General features: G+C 45.2%; 18 protein-coding genes. 10 read left to right on the top strand and 8 right to left on the bottom strand.

The genetic code is table 11. The features are described from left to right. Positions 1 to 53: 53 nt before the first annotated feature. From P0M28_RS18420 to P0M28_RS18410, 3 genes are all read right to left on the bottom strand, one after another. Positions 54 to 1,394 carry an erythromycin esterase family protein gene (locus tag P0M28_RS18420; RefSeq protein ID WP_302204123.1) on the bottom strand — a complete coding sequence of 447 codons (1,341 nt, stop codon included), beginning with the start codon at positions 1,392 to 1,394 and terminating at the stop codon, positions 54 to 56. 95 nt (positions 1,395 to 1,489) lie between these two features. Next, positions 1,490 to 3,205, bottom strand: coding sequence for an amidohydrolase (locus P0M28_RS18415; protein ID WP_302204121.1), 1,716 nt, complete (start codon positions 3,203 to 3,205; stop codon positions 1,490 to 1,492). 134 nt (positions 3,206 to 3,339) lie between these two features. Next, complete coding sequence (locus P0M28_RS18410; RefSeq protein WP_302204120.1) at positions 3,340 to 5,724, bottom strand: alpha-L-rhamnosidase-related protein; 2,385 nt, start codon at positions 5,722 to 5,724, stop codon at positions 3,340 to 3,342. Between the two features lie 465 nt (positions 5,725 to 6,189). On the opposite strand from P0M28_RS18410, the gene P0M28_RS18405 reads away from it, so the two are divergent. The 8 genes from P0M28_RS18405 (at position 6,190) to P0M28_RS18370 (ending at position 18,451) form a co-directional block, all read left to right on the top strand. Next, a complete protein-coding gene (locus P0M28_RS18405; protein ID WP_302204118.1) occupies positions 6,190 to 6,810 on the top strand; it encodes a T9SS type A sorting domain-containing protein in 621 nt (206 codons plus the stop codon). Between the two features lie 255 nt (positions 6,811 to 7,065). After that, entirely contained in the window at positions 7,066 to 9,507 is a 2,442-nt protein-coding gene (locus P0M28_RS18400) for an ABC transporter permease (protein ID WP_302204117.1), read from the top strand. A gap of 97 nt (positions 9,508 to 9,604) precedes the next feature. Further along, the gene (locus P0M28_RS18395; protein WP_302204116.1) at positions 9,605 to 12,046 is read left to right on the top strand and encodes an ABC transporter permease; all 2,442 of its coding nucleotides are present in this window, start codon (positions 9,605 to 9,607) and stop codon (positions 12,044 to 12,046) included. 103 nt (positions 12,047 to 12,149) lie between these two features. Next, the gene (locus P0M28_RS18390; protein WP_302204114.1) at positions 12,150 to 14,573 is read left to right on the top strand and encodes an ABC transporter permease; all 2,424 of its coding nucleotides are present in this window, start codon (positions 12,150 to 12,152) and stop codon (positions 14,571 to 14,573) included. 209 nt (positions 14,574 to 14,782) lie between these two features. Continuing rightward, positions 14,783 to 15,904, top strand: a complete 1,122-nt coding sequence (locus tag P0M28_RS18385; RefSeq protein ID WP_302204112.1) for an alkaline phosphatase — start codon at positions 14,783 to 14,785, stop codon at positions 15,902 to 15,904. 136 nt (positions 15,905 to 16,040) lie between these two features. Next, positions 16,041 to 16,448, top strand: a complete 408-nt coding sequence (locus P0M28_RS18380) for a hypothetical protein (protein ID WP_302204111.1) — start codon at positions 16,041 to 16,043, stop codon at positions 16,446 to 16,448. A gap of 20 nt (positions 16,449 to 16,468) precedes the next feature. Next, on the top strand, positions 16,469 to 17,947 hold the full coding sequence (locus P0M28_RS18375; RefSeq protein WP_302204110.1) for a hypothetical protein: 1,479 nt from the start codon (positions 16,469 to 16,471) through the stop codon (positions 17,945 to 17,947). 117 nt (positions 17,948 to 18,064) lie between these two features. Next, positions 18,065 to 18,451, top strand: a complete 387-nt coding sequence (locus P0M28_RS18370) for a YccF domain-containing protein (RefSeq protein WP_302204108.1) — start codon at positions 18,065 to 18,067, stop codon at positions 18,449 to 18,451. Positions 18,452 to 18,499: 48 nt separating this feature from the next. On the opposite strand, the gene P0M28_RS18365 is transcribed toward P0M28_RS18370, so the two are convergent. The 3 genes from P0M28_RS18365 to P0M28_RS18355 all read right to left on the bottom strand — a co-directional run bounded on the left by P0M28_RS18365 (position 18,500) and on the right by P0M28_RS18355 (position 22,814). Next, a complete protein-coding gene (locus P0M28_RS18365; RefSeq protein WP_302204106.1) occupies positions 18,500 to 20,395 on the bottom strand; it encodes a 4Fe-4S binding protein in 1,896 nt (631 codons plus the stop codon). 11 nt (positions 20,396 to 20,406) lie between these two features. Further along, on the bottom strand, positions 20,407 to 21,750 hold the full coding sequence (locus tag P0M28_RS18360) for an NAD(P)/FAD-dependent oxidoreductase (protein ID WP_302204104.1): 1,344 nt from the start codon (positions 21,748 to 21,750) through the stop codon (positions 20,407 to 20,409). Between the two features lie 200 nt (positions 21,751 to 21,950). Next, positions 21,951 to 22,814, bottom strand: coding sequence for a transporter (locus P0M28_RS18355; RefSeq protein ID WP_302204103.1), 864 nt, complete (start codon positions 22,812 to 22,814; stop codon positions 21,951 to 21,953). A 259-nt stretch (positions 22,815 to 23,073) separates the two neighbouring features. On the opposite strand from P0M28_RS18355, the gene P0M28_RS18350 reads away from it, so the two are divergent. Both P0M28_RS18350 and P0M28_RS18345 read left to right on the top strand, forming a co-directional pair. Then, a complete protein-coding gene (locus tag P0M28_RS18350) occupies positions 23,074 to 23,781 on the top strand; it encodes a DUF547 domain-containing protein (protein ID WP_302204102.1) in 708 nt (235 codons plus the stop codon). Positions 23,782 to 23,955: 174 nt separating this feature from the next. Further along, a complete protein-coding gene (locus P0M28_RS18345; RefSeq protein WP_302204100.1) occupies positions 23,956 to 24,669 on the top strand; it encodes a DUF547 domain-containing protein in 714 nt (237 codons plus the stop codon). 60 nt (positions 24,670 to 24,729) lie between these two features. Here the strand turns inward: P0M28_RS18345 and P0M28_RS18340 are convergent, their stop codons facing one another. Together P0M28_RS18340 and P0M28_RS18335 are read right to left on the bottom strand one after the other, a co-directional pair. Next, the gene (locus P0M28_RS18340; protein ID WP_302204099.1) at positions 24,730 to 25,254 is read right to left on the bottom strand and encodes a 3-hydroxyanthranilate 3,4-dioxygenase; all 525 of its coding nucleotides are present in this window, start codon (positions 25,252 to 25,254) and stop codon (positions 24,730 to 24,732) included. A 240-nt stretch (positions 25,255 to 25,494) separates the two neighbouring features. Then, the gene (locus tag P0M28_RS18335) at positions 25,495 to 25,887 is read right to left on the bottom strand and encodes an acyl-CoA thioesterase (protein WP_302204098.1); all 393 of its coding nucleotides are present in this window, start codon (positions 25,885 to 25,887) and stop codon (positions 25,495 to 25,497) included. Positions 25,888 to 26,144: the final 257 nt, after the last annotated feature.

Raw genomic sequence — 26,144 nt, 5'->3', positions numbered from 1 at the left:
AGGAATGAAGCTAATTGTAAGTAGGGTTGATAAATAGTCTATGGCAATTACTACTAAAATAGCTGAGAAGCAGTAGTATTATCAAAGTAAATAATCTGATCGTATAAACTAGGATGAAAGCTACGGTAATAATCTTCTGGTTGATCGTTGAATCCTGACCCTATTGATAAGTACCGCGTACCCTCGTTAAAGAAATCATTCCATTCAGTATATTTCTGCAAGTCACTCATACGTACAGCAAATGCTGAACTATTGGTGTTGTGGAATACTTCAATTAGTGATTCCTCTTGAGGCTGTTCACTAATAGTATGTTCTTTCAAACCGGTAGATTGATTACCCTCAAAACCTACTGCAGTGAAACTACCTTGGGCAAACATAAACCCAACCGTCGAGTAATCATTAGGAAGCTCTTGTAATAAGTAGTGCCCAATTGATCCCGATCCGTAGTTTGGATCATTGGCAATATGAGCATTGTGTGCCCACAGAACCACTTTATCACCCTCGAAATAATCTAGCATCCAGGCGGTATTTTCGGCCATGTACTTATCTCGGTAATTCACTGAATAGTCTTCAATACTTCGGTAGTACCTTACCTCTGAGACTTGTCGGGTTAATCTTAGTAGCCTCAAATTAAGCTCAAATTCTTTTTCGGAGGTTGCTGCAATAAGAGCATCCTGATGAGTAATCATTGAATCTTGCAGCGCATCAATCTGGCCAAGGTAGATAGTAAAATCTTCGGAAGAATACCCTTCAAATCTGTCTTCAGAATCAGCTTTTACTTTTGAAAGTACTTCACCCGAAAGCTCCAAAAAGGAAGCGTCAGCAGCCTGTAAATACTGATTGAGCAGTTGAGGGTGGTAGGTGTTAAACTGACAGTCTACCCCCATATAGTGTACTTTATCTTCTTCTGATTTTCCGACATTATATTCACTCATCCATTCCAACAGGTTGCGAACTTCCCGGGTGCGCCATGTCCAAAAGTGCATTTTCTCGGACATGAGCGACCGAATCTGACTCTTTAGTCCCTGTTGAACCGCTTCCTCCAAAAATAATGATTCGCCAAAATCGGCTTCAAAGGCAAATACTTTGTAATCGTGATTCTCCACCAAGTATCGGAATATACGACGCTTGGCATTGAAGAACTCCGCGGTTCCGTGGGTGGATTCCCCTAAACCGATGATAGGCTTATCGGCAACCGCATCAAGAAAAGTAAGATCATCATCGCCCCAAACCAGTGGATTATTGTCTAAAGATACTATTTCTTGCTCGAGCGAGGATAATAAAGAAACTACTTCCGGGTCAAGCTTAACTTCGTCATCGGCTCGGCAGGAGAAAAGGACAACAATAAGTAGATAAAGACAATAGCAAGGGTGAAATGATAGGTGGCGTGTCATAGCGTTTCGGGGTAAAAAGTATGGTTGCCGTACACGGACTTACGATAGGCGACTACTACAATATAGCAATTTCCTATAGAATAAGAGGTTTAGATTTATTCCCTTGCGTAAGCCACCTTTCCATCCACAATCGTATAATCTACTTCCGTAGTTAGAATCTCATCTTCGGGTACTTGCATAATGTCTTGAGAGAAAACCGCAAAATCGGCCAATTTGCCCACTTCAATCGAACCTTTTATGTCTTCTTCAAACGCCCCGTAGGCAGCATTCCAAGTATAAGTTTTAAGGGCTTCCTCCCGACTCATACGTTGGCCGGGTTCGTAGCCGCCTTCGGGTTCGCATTTTAGCGTTTTACGGGCTACCGAAGCGTAGAAGCTTGCCAACGGAGCAATCGGTTCTACCGGCGCATCGGTACCATTCACGATAATAGCTCCCGAGTCAGTTAGTTTGCGCCAGACATAAGCACCTTCTTCAATCCGCTCTTTTCCCAGCCGTTCAATCGCCCACGGGCGGTCCGAAGCCATATGCACGGCTTGCATGGCGGGAATTACTCCTAATTCACCAAAGCGGGGAATATCGACAGCACTGATGTGTTGGGCGTGCTCAATACGGTAACGATGATCTTTCGCTTTTTCGGGAAACTGTTCGATGGCAGCTTCGTACTGGTCAAGCACCTCGCGGTTGGCCCGGTCGCCAATAGCATGGGAGCATACCTGAAAGCCGTATTGTAATCCCTGATTGGCAATTTTGCCAATTACAGGAACTGGAGTAGTTTCGTGGCCAAACTGCCCGGGCATATCGGCGTATTCTTCTAATAGCCATGCCCCCCGCGAACCAAGGGCACCGTCAGTGTACAGTTTAATACTACGAATGGTCAGAAAGTTATTACCTAACCCGATCTCCGGCCCCGACTCATAATACTGTTTCAACAGCGTGCTATCGCGCCCACTGAGCATTGCGTAAAGGCGGACTTTTAGCTTACCTTCTTCCGCTAATTGTTTGTATAACTGAACCACATCTTGGGTAATACCGGCATCGTGAAAACTGGTGATACCGTGCATCAAGCATTCCTCCATCGCCAGCTCAGCCGCTCGTATATAACCTTCCAGGGTACGGGTCGGAATGTGTTGGGTGACCAATCCCATCGCGTTTTCGTTGAATACGCCGGTAGGATTTCCCAGCTCATCGCGGAATACTTCGCCTCCGGCTACTTGACCAATCTGGGCTCCCTCTTGTTTAATATTCGCTATTCCGGCCAAATCCATTGCTTTCTGGTTAGCAATAGCGGCGTGACCGCTGGCGTGGCGTAGGTACACCGGATTATCCGGGGCGGCCTCACTTAACAAATCATGGGTGGGGAAACCCTGAATCATTTCGCCGGGCAACGAGTCCCATTTATCCTGATGCCACCCCCGTCCGGTAATCCACACTCCTGGACGCGCCTTCTCGGCGGCTTCGGCTACCATAGCGGCTACTTCTTCAAAACTACGGACAGCTAATAAGTCTAGGCTCATCTTATTTTCACCTACGCCCAGAAAGTGGGCGTGCCCTTCAATAAAGCCGGGAGTCATTGTCTTTCCCTCAAGATCTAATACTTTGGTTTCCTCACCGATCCAATTTTTCACTTCGGCTGCGCTACCAACAAAAGCAATTTTGCTGCCCACTACGGCAACAGCCTCAGCCTGGGGTTGGGCATCGTTCACGGTGTAAATCACTCCGTTGTGGATGACCAGATCAGCCGGATTTTGCTGCTGGCAACTTAAATTAAATAATAGAACTGATAAGAGAAGGCAAGGTAAGGTTCGTAGCATAGGTAGAAGTAGGTTGGACTGACAAAATTATGATTCGTAGACTAACGCACAAACAATTTAGGTAATAAGTAAGAAGCTGGAGGCCGGATTTGGAAAACCGGAAACCGTACCTCAATCTTCAGTCTCCGTTCGTACTACAGTGCGATGTTTTGCTTTCCCCCTTGCAAGCTAACTTCTTGATCTTGCCAGTAGAATGTACCGGATACCCCTTCGGGCAACTCAACCTCCGCCCGAATCCCCTTTGTTCCTTCTCGGTTTAGCTTAACACGAATTGTGCCCCGTGGATGAGGCATCTCTCCTTCTATCTCATTCAGATTACCTAAGTTAGGAGCAATCTTTACTTTGGTAAAATGAGGGGCAGTAGGCATAATACCACATACCGTAGCTAAGTACTCGTAGAGTGGGCTGGCACTCCAAGCATGGCAGTCGGAGCGGGTGTCTTCGTCATGTTCGGCAAAGGTAGTAAGTCCTTCGGCTAGCATATTCTTCCAAATATCCTGATGATCGAAGAAGTAATCGCCCAAACCCGCTTGCTGCATGGCTCGGTGCAGATAAAACCGAAAGTAAATATAACAGTGGGCAATAGACGTGTCAGCAACAACCCGCTCCATTAGTGACTGCCATTCCGCTTCGGGAGCCGTATGGGTAAGCACCGCAAAAATGTTGGTATGCTGGCTAAATCGGTCTTTATCAGGAGTATCGGCGTACAACTGGCGGGAGGTATCGTAGCTGCTTTTCTGCACTGCGGGCTGAATACGATCTACTATTTTCTGATAATGATTGGCAAAGTCTGGCATCTCAAAGTAGCGATATAGTTCAATAGCTTGCTGAAGAGTGTAGAGGTACTGTAAGGTGATGAAGGTAGAATGTCCGTCTTGCGCTCCAGGCGGGGTGCCTCGATCAAATTCAGGAATGGCATCTACGTAATTCCACCAAGGCATTCCTCGTAGCAGATTATTCGTGTCCACGTAGGTTTCGTACCATTGCAATACTCGGGTCATCCCCGGAATAAACTGCTGAAGAAAGGCATCGTCGCTGCGGTGCATATGGTAGTCGTGCAGCATACTAATCCAAAACAGCGCGTAGGGCGGAATATACTGCGGAAAGCCGGAAGGGTAGCGGCTCATGGTAATGCCTTCATCAGTAATAGAGTTAGCAAATTGAAACAACGCATTACGCATCAGTCGGTCATCGCCATCCACGTAGAGTGAAATCAGTGCTTGAATACGGGTATCGCCAATGTATTGCAACTGTTCGTAATAGGGGCAGTCCATGTAAGTCTCTAAGGCGCACAAGCGAGCGGTACGCCAGCTCACATCCCAAATACTATCCATCATCGGCTCATCAGCTTGAACGAAGGCGGTCTGTTTAAAAGGGTAGGCCGTGAACTGGTGAGAAAGATCATTCAGCGTCAACGGCCCGTCTCCGGTTTGGATATCTAATTGTAGATACCGAAAAGTGCGTACCCACAGCGGTTGAAAGGCTCGGTTTTCACCACCATCGGGCAGGAAAATATCGTAAAACCCTACAATCTCTTTACCTTCGGTTTTATTACGGTTGCCTTTCTGCCGATTTGCATCGTACAAAGCCTCGGCGTAAGTAATTTTGATCTCGCTCCCTACTCCGCCACTAACCGTGATTTCAGGGTAGCCCATAGTTAGGTAGGTATGATCCAGCAGAATGCTCACCTGCTGATTAGCCGGAATTGTTAGCGACTGATTGCCCCGCAAGAAAGCGTCATCTACTGCGATTGTAGCCTGTTCTACTTCAGCCAAACGTTCGGTCTTTTCTTCCAGCATGGGAATATTACGGGGGTAAAGATTCACTGCCCCATCGCCGTAGCCGTAGCGGAAACCGTAGGGGCGACCTACCACCCGAGCCCGAGGTTTCTTCCAGTTACTATTAACGGAGTAGTTTAGCGTTTCCCAGCCCCAGGGGTGCTGGCTTCCATCCACGCGGTCGCAGGCGCCAGAGGCGTAGTAGCCGTAAACAGTAAAATCAGTTTGGGTAAGGGGCGAATATGCTTGGTTGTGGTACACTTGCCAGTTTTCAGTATTAGTATTTACTACCGACTCAGTTTCGGTATCGCCTTGTACAATCAGAGCGGTGCGAAAGGTATGTTGAGCAACCGGGGCATCTTCGGCAAAATTCCAGACGACCGCGGCTAGCACATTCTCTCCCGATTGTAGATGTTCCGCAATATTGTACGACTCAAATCGGTAGTGAAGTAAATCGCTCCGAGCGGGGCCCCGGCCAATCAGTTGACCGTTTACCAAGAATTGGTAGCGGTTATCCGCCGATACGTGTACTACGAACTCGTTCGCTACTGAATCCAGCAAAAAAGTATTGCGGAAGTGCTGCACGCTGTATTCTTGTAAGCCGACCTTAGGGTGGGCAATCCACTGGGCGTCCCAAGCCCGTGAAAGTAATTCTTGATTAATGTTCTGGTGGGGATACTGCGCTAGAACAGCGTGAGTAGTAAGGAAAAGAAATAGAGAAACAAGTAGGCTTCGGTGCATAGGTTATTGAAAATAGGGTTAGTGAGAGGATAAAATAGAAAAATATGACGATAGATAACCAACCTATCCGAGAAAATTTGCGATACCGAGCAGCGTCTTTTGATGGGTATATGAATTACCTATGGAATAATTACTCCTAAAAGTTTTTCGATAAAATGTACTATTCCGAGTAATAGTAGCACGAAAGGTTTCCTGCTCGCTCTCACTTTTCCAGCAATTGCTTACGATGAATATTGGTTGTACGCACTACAATAGTCAGATCCACATAAAATTTGATCTGTAGCGAGATGTAAACTCATAGGCAACTGATGCACAAAATCAAGAGATTAAGTATCTTATAGCACGTAATAATGAGTATGAAATTGAATAATATACATTACATTAAAAATTAAAATAATTATAATTTTGCGTCATTAAATTTTGAACAGTTTGTTTCTAATAGCAATGAAGAAAAACATGATGACAATGAAGAAGTTAGCCTTTACCCTAGTAGTGGGATGCTTGAGTCTGGGGGCAGTAGCTAACAATAACTTAGAGAGCAGTGAGGCCGACGTTTCTATTTCACTGAGTGGGCAACACGCGGTTGTTGTAGTTCGGGATTGGAATGTTACCACCAATACTCCCGCCAGCATTAAAGTACTAGATAACGCAAGCAAAACGGTGTACCAAGAAGCGGTTAACAGCGGAGAGCAGCACGCCAAGCGCTACAATTTCTCGCAGATGGAACCAGGCAAATATACGTTGGTACTGGAAAGCAAAAAGGGTAAAGTACGTAAACCCTTTATTGTAGGATTAGACGGTAGCGTTCGGGAAGATAAAAGCGAAATCTACCAGTCGTTCGCACCAATTGTAGTAAAACCTAAATCAGATCGTACTTCGGTACACATTGCCTTTAAGAATATTGCCAATGCGCCACTGAAGCTAGCTGTTTTAAGCAACAAAGGTGAAATACTTTACTCCGAAGAAGTACTTGGGCAGCAGGAGTATAATAAAAAGGTGAACCTAAAAAATTTACGACCTGGTAGCTACACCCTTGCTCTGTACAACGCCGATTATTCTTACTACAAGAATGTAAATAACTACTAGTTTCCATAGTAACTCCTTTTAAGAAAGCCTGATCAGCCCGCTGATTGGGCTTTTTTTATGCCTACTGTTTGACAGTTGATGTTCAACTCCGAACAAATATGTCCGATTACGGACAACCGTCTGCTTTCTCAATGGTCATTTCAGCCCAAATCACCCCTATTTCGGTCTGGCACAATATTTCAATATGATGAGTAATGATTGATGAAGTTTATTATTCATTCATCATCAATCATTACTCATCAACCAATCATCATCATGATAAAGAACTATCTCAAAATCGCCTTTCGAAATCTGCTCAAGCAGCGCTTTTATTCGGTCATCAATGTGCTGGGCTTAGCCATCGGCCTGGCGGTATGTTTACTTATCGCGCTGTTTGTGCTGGATGAGATGAGCTACGATCGTTACCACACCAATGCCGACCAAATTTACCGGGTGCGCTTATCGTACAGTCTGGGTGGACAAAGTGGTGATTTCCCGATAGCGTCCGCCCCTCTGGCGCGCACGATGGCTGAAACCTATCCCGAAGTAGAAAATGCGGTGCGCTTCCGAGCACAGGGTAATTATACGGTTTATCGCGATGATCGGGCGTACCAAGAAGAAGATGTGACGTATGCGGATTCTACGTTATTTACGGTTTTTGATATTCCGCTGCTGCACGGAAATCCCGAGACGGCTCTGACTGAAATGAACTCGCTGGTGCTTTGTGAGACTTCGGTGGAAAAGTACTTTGGGGCCGATTGGGAGCAGAACCCACCGCTGGGGGAAACGCTGCTGTTGGGCAGGGATAAAACACCCTACAAGATCACCGGCATCTTTGAGGAAATTCCTACCAATTCCCACTTTCACTTCGATGTATTTCTATCGATGGTTTCGCTGAAGGATAGCCAGTCTGAGATATGGTTGAGCAATAATTACTACACTTACCTGTTGTTGCGGGAAGATGCTAACGTGACCGACGTAGAAGAAAAACTCAATGAGACTTTTGAGACCTACGGAGCTCCGCAACTCGAGCAATACGCCAACGCCAGCTACGAAGATTTCATAGCCTCGGGCAACTACTTCAACTATTTACTACAACCACTTACCGATATTCACCTGCACTCAGATCTAGAGCACGAAATTGAAGCCAACGGCGATATTCGCTACGTCTACATTTTCTCAGCCATTGCTTTGTTTGTGCTACTCATTGCCTGCTTTAACTTTATGAACCTTTCTACCGCCCGCTCCGCCGGACGGGCCAAGGAGGTAGGTATTCGCAAAACGTTAGGCTCAATCCGTCAGCAACTCATCACTCAATTTTTAGCGGAAGCACTATTGGTTAGCTTCCTGGCTCTACTGCTGGCTATACTTTTCGCCGAAGTAGCCATCCCTTTCTTTAACGATCTGGCTGGAAAGCAACTAACTATTAACTACCTCCAAACATGGTATTTCATCCCATTGCTACTATTGGCAGTAACTGCCATTGGCCTGTTGGCGGGCAGCTATCCGGCTTTCTTCCTATCGGCTTTCCGTCCGGCTAGTGTACTTAAGGGAAAGTTAGCGACCAAAAGTGGTGGGCGATGGCTTCGCAACGGTTTAGTGGTGCTTCAGTTTGGCATTTCCATTACGCTGATTACCAGCACCGTGGTGGTCTATCAGCAGCTTAACCATATTCGTAATAAAAAGCTGGGGTACGATAAAGAGCATGTGCTAGTATTGCACAACACCTTCTACTTGAACAAACAGGCTGAGACATTCAAAAACGAAGCCCTGCGCCAACCCGGAGTAACTGCGGCTACGCTCACCGGCCATCTTCCGGCTGATCCGTTTAATAATAACAACAACGCCATCTTCCCCGATAATAACCCCGAAAGTGACCAAACGACGACCGCACCTTGGTTTTCCGTAGACTATGACTATATACCGACAATGGGCATGAACATTGCTACGGGACGCAACTTCTCCCGCGACTTTGCCACTGACTCTACCGCCATGATTATCAACGAAGCCGCCGCAAAATACTTTTTTGGGGAGGATGATCCGCTGGGGCATAAGCTAAGTAATTTTGGCGAAGAACCCGGTAGTTTTACTTCGTATACCGTGGTAGGGGTAGTGGAGGACTTCCATTACAGTACGCTACGGCAGAAGATTATGCCAATGGTGATGATAATGGGGAACAGTATCTCCGCGCTCTCACTGCGAGTACAGCCAGAGCAGGTTACTGCAACGATTGCGGCGTTGGAAGATCAGTGGAATCGCTTTCAGCCCGACTTGCCGTTTGAGTACTCTTTTTTGGATGAGCGATTCGATAACATCTATCAGGCTGAGCAACGGTTAGGAACGATCTTTACAATCTTCTGCTCCTTAGCCATTTTCATTGCTTGCCTCGGCTTATTCGGTTTAGCCGCCTACACCGCCGAGCAGCGTACCAAGGAAATTGGCATTCGGAAAGTGATGGGCGCATCGGTGAGTAGCCTGGTGGTCAGTTTCTCCAAAGATTTCACCAAGCTCGTACTCGTTGCCCTGTTGGTAGCCATCCCAACCGCCTACTTTCTGATGAACCAGTGGCTCGCTGATTTTGCGTACCGTATCTCATTAGGAGCCAGCACCTTTATTATTGCCGGAGGCATTGCCCTATTAATCGCCTGGCTTACCATCAGCTTCCAATCTATTAGAGCGGCAGTAGCTAATCCGGTAGACTCACTTAGGAATGAATAACACAAACAATGTACAATGAGCAGTTAGCAATGAACAATTAATATAACGTTGCTTTTCACTGTTCACTGCACATTGTTCTTTGCTAATTGAATGAACTATGCTAAGAAACTACCTGACCATTGCTCTTCGTACCCTTACTCGTAACCGGGTGACTACCGTGATTAATCTGGTTGGATTATCGGTGGGAATGGCCTGCTGCGTGGTGGTGTACGTGATGGTGAAGCACGAGTATACCTACGATAACTTCCATACCAATGCGGATCGGATTTACCGCGTGGTAACCCAAACTCAAGAACCCAGCGGTATTGATTACGACGGATCCGTTTGCTTTCCGATGGCGGAAGCTTTGCGAGAGAATTTTCCAACCGTAGAAAATGCTACGCAGGTATACGCTCGCAGCACTGGAGTGATTAAACGCTGGAATGACGAAGGTGAAGAAAATCGGCATCAAGCGTATCATTTGGCATACGCCGATGCCCACTTTTTGGAAACCTTTAGCTATCCACTGCTGGCCGGTCATCGTCCTTCACTATTAAAGACTCCGGACGAGGTGGTACTGACTCGTGTTCTGGCTGATCGGGTATTTGGTAATGAATACCAAGATCGTTACGATGAATTGATTGGACAAACCCTGGAAATCAACCAGCGGAGCTACCGGGTGAGTGGTATTCTGGAAGATGTACCGGATAATACCAATGTGTATTTTCATCTGCTATTACCGATGGAAGTTTTTATGGCCGAGAACCCCGGATGGACGAGCAACTGGAAGAGTGTACCTTACGCTAGCAATGCTTTTCTCACGTTGCCCGAAGGGTACAATTCCAAGCAGTTAGAAACAGCACTGAATCAAATCAAACACAACTACCTAGACGAAGACCTGGCTGAACGCCGAACCTACTACTTGCAAGCCCTGTCGGATATTCATACTGAAGCTCAGTACAATGGTACCTTCTTCGCTACTCCTAAGCCACTACTGTTGGCACTTATTAGCATGGGGTTGATTGTGCTAGTGGCGGGAGGAATTAATTTTATTAATCTTTCTACGGCTCAAGCTATCCGCCGAGCTAAGGAAATTGGCATTCGGAAAACCCTGGGTAGCCGCAAGCGACAGCTTGTCTTTCAGTTCTTGGGCGAGACCGCTCTGCTGTGTACGTTTGCCGCCTTACTTGCCGTTGGTTTGGCCGATTGGTTTTTGGTCGCAGCGAATCAGTATATGGCTCCGCTCTCTCGCTACGTACCCATGACTTTTGAGTTGGATACTACCATTGTTTATTTTCTGATAGCGTTGGGCACCATCATTACGGTCGTTGCCGGATACTATCCCTCCCGAGTACTAGCTAGCTATCAGCCGGTGCAGGCCCTCAAACAATCGGTTCGGGCGGTGAATGTTGGATTTAAATCTAAATTCTCACTGCGGAAGGCGTTAGTAGTGGTACAGTTTACCATCGCGCAGTTTTTGTTGCTGGGAACCATTGTGGTAGCAACCCAAATGGATTTCTTTCGCGAGCAAGATATGGGTTTTGCCCAAGAAGGAATTATGGTGGTGAACTTACCTAATCGCGACCGTACCCCTCGCGAACAGTTCCGGCAAGAGCTGCAGAATATCGCTTCTGTCGAGCAGGTCGCTTTTTGCTCGTCCACTCCTACTTCGCGTAACAAAAACTTCAACGAAGTATACGCTACTGCTTTCGGCAGTGCCGAGAAGTACCAGATGGAGCAGAAAATTATTGACCCTAATTATGTTTCTCTCTTTGAACTTAGCGTAGTTACCGGGCGGAATTTGCAGGAAAATGACTACGTACCGGATAGCGTGACTCATCAGAAAGTTCTGCTGAACGAAACGGCAGTTAAGACGCTCGGCTTTACTAACCCGGAGGAAGCAATTGGTCAGCTTATCAAGTACAACAACAAGCAAGCTACCGTAGTAGGCGTATTGCGTGACTTTGTGAACAACACCCTAAAAGAAGAAATACACCCTACGTATTTCTACTACGGTGATGGACTGCGAGAAGCTACGGTGAAAATAGCGGGTACCAGCGTAGCCCCGACGCTACAAACCATACAGAAAATGTGGGAAAGCTTGTATACCGAAGCATTCTTCCACTACGAATTTATGGACGATTACCTCGCCATTTTATACACGCTAGAGGATACCCTGTATCGCTTCTTCCGCATTATGGCGGGTTTAGCATTAATTATCGGTTGCTTGGGATTGTACGGCTTAGTTTCCTTCCTGGCATTGCACCGACAGAAAGAGATTAGTATTCGGAAAACGTTGGGAGCTACGGTGCAGCAAATTTTATATCGCTTTGTGCGGGAGTTTACTACGCTGGTGCTGCTGGCGTTTGGCGTAGCCGCTCCGTTAGGTTATCTGGCTATGCGAGCTTGGCTCAATACCTTCGCTTACCGAATTGATTTACACCTTGGATATTTTATGGTCACCTTTTTAGCGGCCATCGCCATCGCCTGGCTAACGGTCGGCTTCCGATCAATCCGAGCCGCCGTCGCTAACCCGGTAGACAGCTTACGCAATGAATGATGATTAATGAATAATAATTAGTGAAAGATATTATTCATTACTCACCAATCATTGATCTATTACTCATCAATCATTAGTCATTACTCATTAATCATCATTCATTATGATAAATAATTATCTCAAAATCGCTCTACGGAATCTGGCTCGTCATAAGCAGATGACCTTAATTAATGTTCTTGGCTTAGCTGTCGGAATGGCTGCCTGTATCCTGATTCTACTGTTTGTGCAGTACGAATTGAGCTACGACCGCCATCACGAAAATGCCGACCGCACTTATCGCATCTCTCGGGAGTGGCGCAATGCTGACGGGGAAACCAACCTTCATTTGGGGCACTTAGCTCCGCCGTTTGAGCCTCGGTTAGCGGAAGATTTTGCCGGTATCATAGAGAAATCCACTCGCTTGGCAAACAACGGTATGCTAATCACCTACGAAGAGGGGGATAAACAAATGATAGAAGATGGTCTTTTTTTTGCCGAACCAGAGGCGCTCGACATCTTTTCTTTTTCTTTTGTAGCGGGTGCCCCGGAAACTGCTTTAAGCTTACCCAATGCAGTAGTACTCACGGAAAGTACGGCTCGTAAGTATTTTGGTGATGAAGATCCCCTAGGCAAAGCTCTAAGACTAGAGCAAGAGATTGACCTGAAAGTAACAGGCGTGATAGAAGATGTACCTGGTAATTCTCACTTCCACCCCACTATGCTAGTTTCTTTTGTTTTGGTAGAAGGGTTCTACGGCCAGGATTATATGAACACTAACTGGGCTAGTAACAACTTTTCTACCTACGTGCTGCTGGCAGAAGGCTACAACCCCACCGATTTAGAAGCACAGTTTCCGGCTTTTTTAGATAAGCACCTACCTGGCGACCCGGATGTGCCTGCTTCTCAGACTAACTTTCTTCACCTGTGGCCCATTACTGACATTCACCTGTACTCCAATTTAGATTCTGAAATTGAAGCCAACGGTGATATCGCTTACGTATACATTTATACCGTTATCGCGCTATTCATTCTAGTTATCGCTTGCATCAATTTTATCAACCTAACCACTGCCCGGGCTACCCGTCGGGCGAAGGAAGTAGGAGTGCGTAAAGTGATGGGTGCTGAGAAAGCCTCGCTAGTAGGCCAGTTCTTATCCGAATCGGTATTGGTTTCTTTATTTGGATTGACGCTCGCTATACTGCTGGTGACGTTAGCTTTACCCTACTTTACCGATTTCGTTGATAAACAGCTATCATTTGATATACTGGGCAACCCCTTTCTGTTAGCGTTATTGGCAGCGATTGTGCTAGTAGTCGGTATCGTATCCGGTAGCTATCCAGCGTTCTATTTATCGGCCTTTCAGCCCGCCCGCATTTTACGAAGTAGCCGGGGTAGCCAACGAGGTAATGTTCTTCTGCGCTCGGGGCTAGTCGTACTTCAGTTTGTTATCTCCATTGCGTTAGTGATTGGGGTCATTACCGTAGAGCGACAATTAGATTATGTCAAAAGCAAACCGTTAGGCTTCAATCAAGAGAACTTGCTGGTACTACCAATTAGCCGATCAATCTACGACCAATACGAAGAGTTAAAGGCGCAGTTTCTAGCCCAGCCGGGTATCGTGGATGTGGCCCTGGCGAGCCGGGTACCTTCCGGGCGGCTACTGGACTCGCAAGGCGGGCAAGTAGAAGTGAACGATGGTATGAAAGATATTGATTTCCGCTTAGCTAATATTGACGTAGGTCATGATTACATCAACTCTCTGGATATTAACTTGGTAGCTGGCCGCAACTTTGACATTAACCGCGTTAGTGATTCTACCGAAGCCTTTATCATCAATGAGGTTGCAGCCCACACTATTGGCTACAATTCGCCCGAAGAAGCCGTTGGTAAAAAGATTAGCTACGGTGGCCGACAGGGTTATATCATTGGAGTGGCGGAAGACTTTCACTTTGAATCGTTACACCAACCCATTGCGCCTATTATATTTCATATTCCTTTCAGTGCCGATCGAGTGCGTAGGGTAGTGGTCCGAGTACAAGCCAGCGCGATGGATGAGACCATCAGCTACCTGAAAGAACAATGGAGCTACCTTCGTCCGGGCTTCCCGTTTGATTACTACACCATAGGTGACCGCTTTCAGGGACAGTACGATGCGGAAGATCGGTTAGGACAAATTGTGCAGTTTTTTTCCCTATTGGCAATCTTCATCGCGGCGTTGGGTTTAGTAGGCTTGGCTTCTTATACCGCTGAGCAACGCACCAAAGAAATTGGCATTCGTAAGGTATTAGGGGCATCGGTGAGTCAGTTACTGCTGTTGCTTACTAAAGGCTTTTCTAAACTTATTTTGGTAGCATTTCTCATTGCCTGCCCACTGGCCTACTTCGTGATGAACCACTGGCTAGATACCTTCGCTTACCAAGATACGCTGAGCATCTGGAGCTTTATTTTAGCTGGAGTAGCCGCTCTATTAGTAGCCGGAATCACCGTCGGTTCTCAGACCATTAGCACCGCTACCCGTAACCCGGTAGATTCTCTGCGGGATGAATGACGGGCGGGGGGCCGGATCCAGGGAGTAAAGTAGATAACTCCACACTCCTGGCTCCTTGCGCCCTGCACTAAAGATGATTATATTGAAGAAAATTAGCTACTATGAATGCTGTAGAATTTGAGGCAAACGTTAACACAAAAGAAACATCGCTTCTACAGTAAGTTTGCTCAAAGAAATTATCTTTGCCGATCAAACTATACTGCTATCCTATGATTCGTGCTATCATCTTTAGTTTTTCCTTATTATTACTGGCGCAATGCCAGTCTCAAGAAGCTAAAGTAGCTGCTACCAGCGAAGAAGAACCTACCCCACCCAAAAATATCATTCTACTTATTGGCGACGGCATGGGCGTAACCCAGGTAACCAGTCGCTTCTACTACGGCGAGGGCGAGCCAAACTTCCAACGCTTTCCCTACATCGGACTGATCAAAACTTCCTCTTCCCGCCAAAAAATTACCGACTCGGCAGCGGGAGCTACCGCGTTTTCGGCTGGAGTAAAAACTTATAATGGTGCCATTGCCGTTGCCGATGACACTACTTCAGTACCGACTATTGCCGAACTAGTAGCCGATGACTTAAGCACCGGACTGATAGCCACCTCATCTATCGTACACGCTACTCCGGCTTCCTTTTACGCCCATGTTCCTGCCCGAAGTCAGTACGAAGAGATTGCTGCTCAATTAACTACTTCTTCCGTAGATTTTTTCGCGGGAGGCGGCATCCAGTTCTTTATTGACCGGGAAGATGACACTAATTACTTAGATAGCTTAACTGTCAATGGTTTCATGATAGACACCGCTCAGTTGCAAAAACCAGCCAGCTTCTCTATGGAACAGAAATATGGCTTTCTGCTAGCCCCCGACGGTATGCCTAAGATGCAAGAAGGCCGGGGCAATTTTCTTCCTCAGGCTACCCAAATGGCTTTGGATTACCTTTCACAAGACGACGATGGCTTTTTCCTGATGGTAGAAGGCTCACAGATTGACTGGGGCGGGCACGCCAACGATGCTGAGTACATTATTGAAGAAGTAAAAGACTTTGATAAAACCCTCGGAGTAGCCTTGGACTTTGCCGAGCGCGATGGTAACACCCTCGTAGTGGTAACCGCCGACCACGAAACCGGTGGCTTTGCCCTATCATCCGACGGGAGCTACAACGACATCATAGGAACTTTCTCTACCGGAGGGCATACTCCCGATCTGATTCCGGTGTTTGCCTACGGACCTGGTGCTGAATCCTTCGCTGGTATCTACGAGAACACGGGTATTTACGATAAAATGGTGGAAGCAACCGGGTGGAAATCATTAGATAGCCCGGTAGCATCCCGTTAGACCACGCAGTGACTGATAGTTGCGAAGGTAGATGACTTAGCGTTTCTATAGTCGTAAAATATTATTCTAGGAACGTTGAATTCTACCGTATACCCATTTATATTTCACATATACTACGACCTAAACAACCTGCGCCATGAAACCTTTACTTTTTCGGCTGCTGCTAGCCTTGTTCATTTTCTCGATAGGTGCCTGTAAAGAAGATGAAAACCCTGACACTGATAGTAGAACTAACAAAGATGACATCGTACTTACCGAAAATGAGTTCAGAGATGTAAACTTCACCGCAGCTCAGGACACTATCCTCTACCAGTTTGCAACGAATGATGCCGGAGTGATTGAAGTAGTCGCAAAGGGTAGTTTTTCTAATTTGGGAGTTAGCTTAAAAAGTCTATCTGATGGTGCTACGGTGATAGAGAATACCTATACTGACCCGGACGAGGTGATGGAGTGTGGCCCCGTGCCAGCCGGTAAGTATCAGATTAGCTTGAACAGGCTGTTACTCAATACTGATGCTAGCGACATAGAACTTATGTACGTTTAGACACTAGTGATAAACATGAGATGAATCAGAGCCACAGTACGCCTACCTCTATTGAGGTTGGACAGAGAAATACGGCTTATCTCCGCAGTAAAAATGATCAGGATTGGTATGCGTTTGAGCTGACCGAGGCTGCATTTGTCGATATTGAGGTAGACTTTCCTGAAGAAATTCAAAGCTACGCCAAATTACAGCTTTACGACAGCCTTGCACCAGAGCAAGGGGTTGCTACTAACCACACCGACGGCATATATACGCCGGAGCAAGCAATATTACCTCCAGGAAAATACTATGCCCAATTTACCTGCACTAAGAGCAGTAGCAAGGCGTATACATTTACGGTAAAGGCAAATACTGAGCGAGCAGAAAATATAGCTGGAGGCACTAGTCCCAATGAGGCTACCCCACTAAACGATGGCGAAACGGTGAATACTGTGTTGGTAACCAAGAATGAAAGTCGTTACTTCAATATCAATACTCCCGATTGTGGTGTTATAGGTATTACTATCAAAGTTCCTGAAGGCATACATGTATCAGCTTCACTATCGAGGCTAAGCGATGGTGCCTCCGAGGTGAAAGCCTCAGCATCGATTGAGGGTGGAGAAACTTCCGTACTGCTACACGGGTCAGTACTTTCCGGTAAAAAGTACACCTTAGAGCTAAAAGAACGTTATAAAAAAGCAAGCCGAGAACGTATTGAAATCAGCTACCATGTAGACACTAGCGACACGCTTGAGTGCAACAATAGCTTCTCTAGTGCCACTCGTATTGTTGCTAACCAAGACTACGAAGCCTACATCCGCGATAGTGAAGACCTAGATTTCTACAGCTTCGTAATGGATACGCCCGGAATGGTTCGGGCGGAGATAGAGAGGTATCCGACGGAGCTAGAGGGGCAATTACACCTGAACATATTTACGGGAGCACATAGAGATTCCTTGGTCAGCACTGGGAAGAGGGACAAACAGGGTAGCAAAATTATTGTACAAGCTGGTCCATTACCTACTGGAACGTATTATTTGAGAATTAATTCCGATGACCCTAATTCCGGGTTCAATGAGGGAAAAGCCAGCGTAGCTCCCTACAAATTAAAAGTAACTCTAGACCATCGGGATCAATACGAGCGTAATAACCGCTTTCAGGAAGCCATAGACATCACCAGCTACGTTGATGGTGATATTTTGGAGTCTTATATTTTGAGCAGAAGCTACTCCAAAGATTTTAATAATGATGTAGACTTCTATTCTGTAGAACTAAAGGAAGCAAAAACAGTAACGTTCAACCTAACATCATTGGAAAATGGTCTGTATAGCTGGACATATTTAGACGTCTTTGACAAGGACCACAACCGAATTGGCAAACAACAAGTAGGCTATAGTGGTGGTGCTATCAACTTTCCGCAACCGCTAGTAGCAGGAAAATACTTCATTAGGATTGAAGCTCAAAAACCCAACCTGGATAGCCCCTACTACCTCACTATAAAAACTGCACCAACCAACTAGCTGTATAAAGGTAGAAAAGTAGGTTAGGCAAATATTACCAGCGGTCGGTTAATACTCAAACCATTCGGTAATTTTAGTCGTAAACAGTGTAGACTATTACTTTAAACTACTAACCTAATGAGCTTTATTGGAAACTTACTTTGGATAATTTTAGGCGGATTCATTATTGCCCTTGAATATATACTATCGGGCCTACTGATGTGCCTAACTATCATCGGCATCCCTTTCGGCATACAATCGTTTAAACTAGCTGGAGCAAGTTTATTTCCTTTTGGCAATGATGTGAAGGACTCGCCCAACCGAGGCTCGGGCATCTCTACCATTCTGAACGTTATCTGGATTCTTCTCGGCGGTATTTGGATTACCCTCACTCATTTAGTCTTAGGCATAGTACTTTGTATCACTATCATTGGTATTCCTTTCGGACTACAGCACTTCAAGCTGATGAAGCTAAGCTTTACCCCCTTTGGCTATTCGTTTGGGGATGTGACCCCGCCCCGCTAGTAATGCACTACCCACACAAGATTTGGTGGATAGCAAGTAGCATAGTTCTTAACCCAATATAGCAGATTCCTCCGGCTTCTTAGCCGCACTGTCAATCTGAACGCTGTCGTTGCCGATGATGATCGGCATTCCGAAGCGGCCTTCTTCAGGACCATTTTCTAGTTTTAGTACACCTCTAGGACAAACCGCCGAGCAGATACCGCAGCCGACACAGGAAGAACGGATGATATTCTGTCCACGTTGAGCATACCAGCGAACGTCGATGCCCATTTCGCAGTAAGTAGAGCAGTTACCGCAGGAGATACACTGCCCCCCGTTAGTAGTAATGCGGAAGCGGGATTTGAATCGCTGTACTAAGCCTAAGTACGCAGCCAGTGGACAACCGAAGCGGCACCACACCCGGTTACCCATCAATGGATAAAAACCGGTTCCAATTACTCCGGCAAATCCGGCTCCGATAAAGAAACCGTAAGTTTCCGCCATAGTGTAGGTAGGAATTCCAAGCAGGCTACCGCTTCCGGTAAAGAAAGTATAGATCATTCCGATGGTCATCAGTACAGCGAAGACTAGCACTCCGTGAATTAAGTAACGCTCTACCTTCCAAGCTCCGAGCGATTTATCAGAAAGTTGGCGGTACGGGTCGCCCAGAGTTTCGGCTAGACCACCGCAACCGCATACCCAGGAACAATACCAGCGTTTTCCGAAGAAGTAGACGAAGACTGGAACCGCCACAATAATCAAGGCAATACCCCAGACGAGCATAAACAGTCCTAACGTTCCGTTGTCAATCAACTGGTTCAGACTGCTGGGAAAGAAGAAATCGTAGTCCAGTGGCCAGATATTTTTAAAGTCAAAGTATGGGTTATTCAGTCGGATTAAGATTTCGGGAATCAAGAAAGCAAAGGCAGTTTGGAAGAACATCACCGAAATGGTGCGGATAATCTGGTAGCGATTGTGACGGTAGTTGATAATCATCCGAATACCCATTACGATAATGCAGATGGTGTACAAGAAGCCGTACAAAAAGAATTCACCCGCCGGATTGCCACTTAGTGCCATACTTACCGGATCAGCCAACAGAATCCAATTGGTCATGTAGTACGGGTAGAAGTAGAGTACGATGTAAAATAGAATCAGGAACGTACCGACCATAATGCCCAACCAACCCCGGTGCTTTAGGGCGGAATGGAAGATATGATTGTTTTTAATTCCGGGGTGCTCCTGTACTCGTGGTAGCAAGTACATTAGTGAGCCAATGATAGTCGTGAGAAACGTGACTAGCAGTATGGCGAGCTTATTTTCGGCAATAAGCCCTACCGTGGAAGCTTTCACAACGGAAGTTTTCAACCCTTTAGCCCGGTACTTATCAATGCCTCGCTGGCGGGCAAGATCGTTGTTAATACTACTGATTTGACCACTTAGTTGGTTTTGCAATTCTTCGGCACTCCCAAACTCCTTCCCTTCCAACCAATTGGTGTAGTCGCGTAGTTTTTGTGCTTTTGCTTCCCCAGTCTCGCCACTGCTAAAAACCGAAGTAGCAGCATCTAATTGATAGGTCCCTCCATTTTCAGCAATAATTTTCTCTACTATTTGGTTAGCTTCTTCGTCAGAAATACCGTAGATACTTTTTGCTTGTTCATTCACTTTTTGAATAGCCCCTTCTAAATCGCTGATGAAGGCAAAGTTACTTCCGTAGGGTTGACCGAGCATTTCGGTGGCTCCCTCTAGCGACAACTGATAGGTAGAAGGTGAGGCTTGACTTTCAGTAGTAGAAGTTTGCTGAGCCGCCGCATTCATATTCTTTTCGTCTTCTGTCCCTAGCTGTTCCAGTAATACTTCTGGGGTCAGTTGGTAGTTGGATAAAAAGAAAATAGAAACAAAAAAGCCAAAGCCAGCGATGAACAAGGTCAGACCAATAAGTTGAATAATACTTTTTCCGTGCATAAGTTCGTTTTTTACAGTCCGAAGAAGGCAGCGATAGCTCCTTTGCGCTTGCGTTTTATGGGGTGGTTAGGATAATCTTGAATAAATTTCCGAGCAATATCGTCTTCGTGCTTCTGATAGAATTCGGGATCGAAGTTGGCTTCTTCCAGATGCTCCACTACATATTCAATACTTCGCTTTTCCCGTAGCCATCGTTCGCAGACTTCGTGGCGGAAACGAATTCCCATTAAGTTGAACCCTATGACTAATCCACTTTCCCGGTCAAAAGCAATTCTCACGGCCTTCTCACCATCCGGATGCTCCCAGTAGAATTGCTCCTCAAAATCCTGCTGATGGGCATTCATCTGCCCGTAGACCTGATACTCAATATCGAAAAACTTAGCCGAGTTGAAGAAAATGCCCGGCACGTACTTCATAGGGTTACCGCAGATGGTTTTAGCGACCGTTTCGCCCTGCATCCGCCCACTGTACCAGATTTGTTCTAGCGGTCGCCTTCCCGAAGGTGGGTTGTGGTGCTGGGCACAATCGCCTACCGCATACACATCGGGAACATTGGTTCGCAATTGCTCATCAACCATAATGCCCCGGTTAGTTTCAATTCCCGAGCCTTCCAGAAATTTTATGTTAGGATGAACGCCAATTGTGATTCCTACAAACTGGCAAGGATGCTCCTCACCATCTTCTAGTACTACCGAAGATACCCGCCCTTGCGAATCACCCCTAAATTCCTTTACACTCCGTTCGGTCAGCAGATTGATGCCATTTTCGCGCACATGGCGACTAATCATTTTAGATTCTTCAGGAGGTAATATATTGCTCCAGTACTCTTTTTCGCGGATAAAGAAAGTAACCGGAATATGACGGGCATGCAGACATTCGGCCATTTCTACTCCGATCAGTCCACCACCCACAATCACTGCTTGCTTTACATTTTCGGTATTACCTTCCATCGCTTCAATATCCTGGTAGGTAATCATTCCCTGAATGCCTTTTAACTCTTCACCCGGCCACCCAGCTCGATTCCCGCTGGAGCCGGAGGCAAGAACCAACACATCGTAGCTAATATTTCCTCCACTTTGAAGGCTAAGTGTTTTTGCTGAAGCATCTACCTTTTGCGCATAATCCCGCACTAGCTCTATATTATTTTTCTCCCAGAACCAGTCTTCATACGGCTTAGTGTGTTCGTAGGTCATGTGTCCCATGTAAATGTACATGAGTGCCGTGCGAGAGAAGAAATGATCGGTCTCAGCGGAGATAACCGTGATCTTAAAGTCGCTGGCGGGTTTCAGCTTGCGAATATTACGAGCGGCAGTGATACCCGCAATACCGTTTCCGATAATGCAAACGTGAGTCATATAGTTAGAGGGTTCGTCAGGCAAATGTAAGCTAGTAGCAATGTAGAAAAAGTCAGGAAGATTACAATATAGTCCACAGTTTGCTTCAATGAGTAGTGAATGATACCACCGTGACGCGGATTAATGAATAATGAAAATGCCAATAACTCATCATCGATCATTAGTCATCATTCATCATATGTGGACTATTGACTAACAAGCTAAAAACTGTACACTACGCCCCCTGAAACGCGAGTTGCCAAACCTACGTTTCGTCCGCCTACAAATTGACCCAATCCCGCTGAAACGCCTAACGCACTTGTTATGGGAACATAACCGCTAATGCCAATCTGAGTGTAATTTACCCGGGTTTCATTGAACGGTACTCCACCAATGTCGGGGGCATTACTATCGGATATTTGCGATTCAGACCACAGATCTACGTAAAAACTCTTGCCCGCATAGCCAATTTTTCCCGCCAGTAGCGTGGCATTAGGGACATCATTACTTCGAGCAGAATAACCAGCCTGTAGGTCTACAAAGAATCCGCTGTTCGTAAAATACTGAGTCATCAACCGGACATCTGCTCGGGTAGACTGATTGCCAATGGACAAAACCGCGTTATCGGCATAATCGCTTAGAGGAGTAGCCAAGCCGACTGCTCCTAAAAACGAAAGATTGCCAGATTCGGTCTCAATATAAAGAGGACGCCACTTCAAGAATAGAGCTGCATCTTGCAAGCCACTCACATCTTGGTTGGGGGCTTCCGGTTCTCCGTTGTCCCCTTGAGCTGCTATAAAGGGCAAGTTCACAATAATATCCAGATTATCGGTTAATCCATAGATACCGTATAGGCTTACGCTTTGGGTTGTAATCTGTCCGCCAAAATCGCCCGGTGCGTCCATTTGCTCTGTTCCGAAGTAAAATTCGTCATAGCGCTCCCAAGAATAAGACACAACCACGCTGCCGTGTCCTTTACCTTTCATGAATCCATCGGTCAGCGATTGGGATTTTGCGGAGTGGATTAGCAGTAAATTGGAAATAAAAATAATACTACTAGATAGGATGATCGTTTTGTTGCTCATACGAAAGTGTGTTAGAAGGTTGAATAATAGTTGAAACTTTCTTTGGGTATATATGAAGTAGGCGCAATTATGTTATTGTAGAACAACTGTTATGTCTTCGGGTTGACAATTGAAAAGGTGTTGTGAAAAATTAATATCAGTAATTATTCTTTGGAAGAATTAGCAGAGGTGAAAGCCCGTATGTCACCGAGATGACACTTCTAGGTTATCCAAACTCAGTGTGGCACGTTAATAGCACAAAACCAACTAAACATGATTAATGATGAAAGCAATAATAGCCACTATACTAGCTTATGTCTTTATCCCATTCGGTGTCGCTGATTTTACCAAGAATGCGGATGATTTACTGGAAAATCAGGTGAATAACGGATTAGTGAACTACGAAGCCATTGCCAATAATCCGACCAAGATTAACCTTCTTTATGAAGAAGTAGGAAGTGCTTCGCTTGAGGGAATTTCGGATGAAGAAAAAAAGGCATTCTACATCAACGCCTATAATATTGTCACAATTTATCAGATTATTCAGCACTATCCGGTGAAGTCGCCCATGAATATTAATGGCTTTTTTGATAAAAACGAGCATAAAGTAGCAGGCAAATCACTTACCTTAAATGAGTTAGAGAAGGAGCATTTGCTTAAAGATCACTTTGATGCTCGCGCTCACTTTGTGCTGGTTTGTGCGGCAATGAGTTGTCCGCCTTTGGCTAGTTTTGCTTATCAGGCCGACCAACTGGATCAGCAACTGGAAGAAAGAACCCGAGAGGCATTAAATGACCCGAAATTCATCCAAGTAGATAAAAGCAAAAAAAAGGTACGCATCTCCAAAATATTTGATTGGTACAAAGGCGATTTCACAAAGAATCAGGCATCAGTTTTGCAATATATCAATCAGTATCGTACTGAGAAAATACCTGAGTCATACAAAGTTGGGTACTACGAGTACAGTTGGGCACTCAACGAGCAATAAACTGCTATACTGATAAACTACACCCTGAAGCTCTTATGTAGCCCAACCTAAAGGTTTGGGCTTTTTTGTGCACAATAGCCAGTAACAAACGGAGTGTGAGCAAGGCAATAATAAATTATAAACGCCTGTAATTAAATCCAATATTTAAAAAGTACAAATACTAAGAAGGTTATTATGAAATATGTGCTTACTATCTTACTTCTAGCGACTACTCTTGACGTGCCCGCTAAAACGCTTGCTACTTTTTTTGCTGATGCCGATAAATTCTTAAACCAATGGGTGATGAAGGGTAACGTAAATTACACAGGGGTAAAAAAGAACTTCGCCCAAATAGAATCACTCTACCAGCAAATTGGCGAAATGAACCTGTCTCAGGCAACGAATACAGAAAAAAAGGCTTTTTATATTAATGCTTACAACCTAGCGGTGATTTACCAAGTAGCTAAATATTATCCCCTTAAGTCTCCTTTGAACAAAAGTGGCTTCTTCGACCAAGTAGATCATAAAATTGCGGGTGAGAAAATGACACTAAACTTTCTAGAAATTAAGAAGATTGTGTTGCCTTACGGCGATCCTCGTATTCACTTTGCAGTGGCCTGTGCTGCCAAAAGTTGTCCACCCCTCGCTAGCTTCGCTTACGTTCCTGATCAGCTCGATAAACAACTAGCTGAGCGTACTAAAAAATCAGTGAATAATAACGAATTTGTTCAAGTGAAATCAAGTGCTAACCAAGTAGCGGTATCTAAAATATTTGATTGGTACGAGAAGGACTTTACGAAGGGTGGTCAAACGATCATTGAGTTCTTAAACAAATATCGCAGCACTACAATCCCTACCTCCTATCGCGTAACCTACTACGAATACGATTGGAGTCTAAACGATATGTAATGATTAATGAGCGATGATTGATGCAGAACTTATTAATCATTACTCATCAGTCATTATTCATTACTCAGGGACATCCATCACGGTACCGCAGTTATCGCAAGTTCGCAGTTCTAGCGAATTATGAAATTTGTTGATGATAGGCGGTAGTTGCTTTACAATATCTTCTAGTGGAAAATACTCTTCATACAACTTATTTCCGCAATTCTCACAAAACCATAATAAACCATCGGTGTGATCAGAAGTGCGAATTTTTTCAATAACCATCCCAATAGTATTAGCCGGGCGGCGTGGACTATGCGGTACTTTGGCGGGTAGCAAGAATATTTCCCCTTCGTGAATGGTAATGTCCCGGGTTCTACCCTCTTCTCGTACTTTTAGCGTAATATCACCTTCTAGCTGATAAAAGAATTCTTCGGTTTCGTTATAATGAAAGTCTTTGCGAGAATTTGGCCCACCCACAATCATAATGATAAAATCTTTCGTTTGTTGGTAGACTTGGGCATTACCAACTGGCGGTTTTAGTAGGTGGCGATGTTCGTCTACCCAGGATTTTAGATGATGTACTTCAGGAATTTTCACAGACATGGTAAATAAGGTTAGGCAGGGTTTGCGCTTTCAAAAGTAATATAGCTAACCTACCGATTGTTTAGCTCATAAAAGAATGTGGCTCAAAACATAACCGGATACGAAGCTACTGGTTCTAGACGAATCTATGTGGTCGGTGTTCCGGGGCACCTAAAAAGACTCGCGAAGTTTCCAGATTCCAATAGTACAGAAGCGTATTTTTACGAAAACTTTGGATGTCTCCGACAACTAGTACTGAGCCTACTCACTTCTGTGCTGGGCTAATTGCTCTCGTATATAGTCTGGAATTGGCTTTGATCGTTGGGTTTGGTAGTCGTAATGCACTAAGGTAGCAAGACCTTTTACTCGTACCTTACCCTGCTGCCAAACTTCTTGCGCTACCCGAAAAGAGGTATTTCCAACATTGTCTACCGAAGTACGAATTACCACGTCAGTGCCGTAGTGCAGTTCGCCTACAAAATCCACTTCTATCCGAGCGATAATTAAACGCCATTTACCGGGATCTAAATCAGGAGTAAACAGCTTAAAAACAGGTCGCCGGGCTTGCTCAAACCATACGGGAACCACCGTATTATTGATATGCCCAAGTGCGTCAGTTTCTGAGAACCGAGGAGTAATGTGTTGCTCAAACATAATAACTGATTCAATTTTATATAAAACGCTTATCCAAATGAGAAAGTCGCTTGGTAAATATTCAAAATAATAGGATTTGGCAAAATCTTTAATAAGTACAATTATTCGTTTTTCAGGTTTTCGATAAAATCACATACCTTTTTAGAATAAATTTTTGTTAAAAAATTTATTCAATCTTGAGAGTATTCAGACGAAAACCAGTAGATATTACTTTTTAGTGAACGTTTCTCATAAAATATAACACCGTAGCATATTTT

The organism is Tunicatimonas pelagia, from assembly GCF_030506325.1.
Lineage (GTDB): Bacteria > Bacteroidota > Bacteroidia > Cytophagales > Cyclobacteriaceae > Tunicatimonas > Tunicatimonas pelagia.
The sequence above is the reverse complement of the archived record's forward strand: the minus strand, read 5'-3'. Positions and strand labels throughout refer to the sequence as shown.

What these genes read in the sequence shown, in the direction of transcription:
- P0M28_RS18410 (WP_302204120.1), bottom strand. Translation starts at nt 5,724, where the DNA reads ATGCACCGAAGCCTACTTGTTTCTCTATTTCTTTTCCTTACTACTCAC.
- P0M28_RS18395 (WP_302204116.1), top strand. Translation starts at nt 9,605, where the DNA reads ATGCTAAGAAACTACCTGACCATTGCTCTTCGTACCCTTACTCGTAAC.
- P0M28_RS18340 (WP_302204099.1), bottom strand. Translation starts at nt 25,254, where the DNA reads ATGTCTGTGAAAATTCCTGAAGTACATCATCTAAAATCCTGGGTAGAC.
- P0M28_RS18360 (WP_302204104.1), bottom strand. Translation starts at nt 21,750, where the DNA reads ATGACTCACGTTTGCATTATCGGAAACGGTATTGCGGGTATCACTGCC.
- P0M28_RS18345 (WP_302204100.1), top strand. Translation starts at nt 23,956, where the DNA reads ATGAAATATGTGCTTACTATCTTACTTCTAGCGACTACTCTTGACGTG.
- P0M28_RS18335 (WP_302204098.1), bottom strand. Translation starts at nt 25,887, where the DNA reads ATGTTTGAGCAACACATTACTCCTCGGTTCTCAGAAACTGACGCACTT.
- P0M28_RS18405 (WP_302204118.1), top strand. Translation starts at nt 6,190, where the DNA reads ATGAAGAAGTTAGCCTTTACCCTAGTAGTGGGATGCTTGAGTCTGGGG.
- P0M28_RS18365 (WP_302204106.1), bottom strand. Translation starts at nt 20,395, where the DNA reads ATGCACGGAAAAAGTATTATTCAACTTATTGGTCTGACCTTGTTCATC.
- P0M28_RS18350 (WP_302204102.1), top strand. Translation starts at nt 23,074, where the DNA reads ATGATGAAAGCAATAATAGCCACTATACTAGCTTATGTCTTTATCCCA.
- P0M28_RS18420 (WP_302204123.1), bottom strand. Translation starts at nt 1,394, where the DNA reads ATGACACGCCACCTATCATTTCACCCTTGCTATTGTCTTTATCTACTT.
- P0M28_RS18385 (WP_302204112.1), top strand. Translation starts at nt 14,783, where the DNA reads ATGATTCGTGCTATCATCTTTAGTTTTTCCTTATTATTACTGGCGCAA.
- P0M28_RS18415 (WP_302204121.1), bottom strand. Translation starts at nt 3,205, where the DNA reads ATGCTACGAACCTTACCTTGCCTTCTCTTATCAGTTCTATTATTTAAT.
- P0M28_RS18400 (WP_302204117.1), top strand. Translation starts at nt 7,066, where the DNA reads ATGATAAAGAACTATCTCAAAATCGCCTTTCGAAATCTGCTCAAGCAG.
- P0M28_RS18375 (WP_302204110.1), top strand. Translation starts at nt 16,469, where the DNA reads ATGAATCAGAGCCACAGTACGCCTACCTCTATTGAGGTTGGACAGAGA.
- P0M28_RS18370 (WP_302204108.1), top strand. Translation starts at nt 18,065, where the DNA reads ATGAGCTTTATTGGAAACTTACTTTGGATAATTTTAGGCGGATTCATT.
- P0M28_RS18380 (WP_302204111.1), top strand. Translation starts at nt 16,041, where the DNA reads ATGAAACCTTTACTTTTTCGGCTGCTGCTAGCCTTGTTCATTTTCTCG.
- P0M28_RS18390 (WP_302204114.1), top strand. Translation starts at nt 12,150, where the DNA reads ATGATAAATAATTATCTCAAAATCGCTCTACGGAATCTGGCTCGTCAT.
- P0M28_RS18355 (WP_302204103.1), bottom strand. Translation starts at nt 22,814, where the DNA reads ATGAGCAACAAAACGATCATCCTATCTAGTAGTATTATTTTTATTTCC.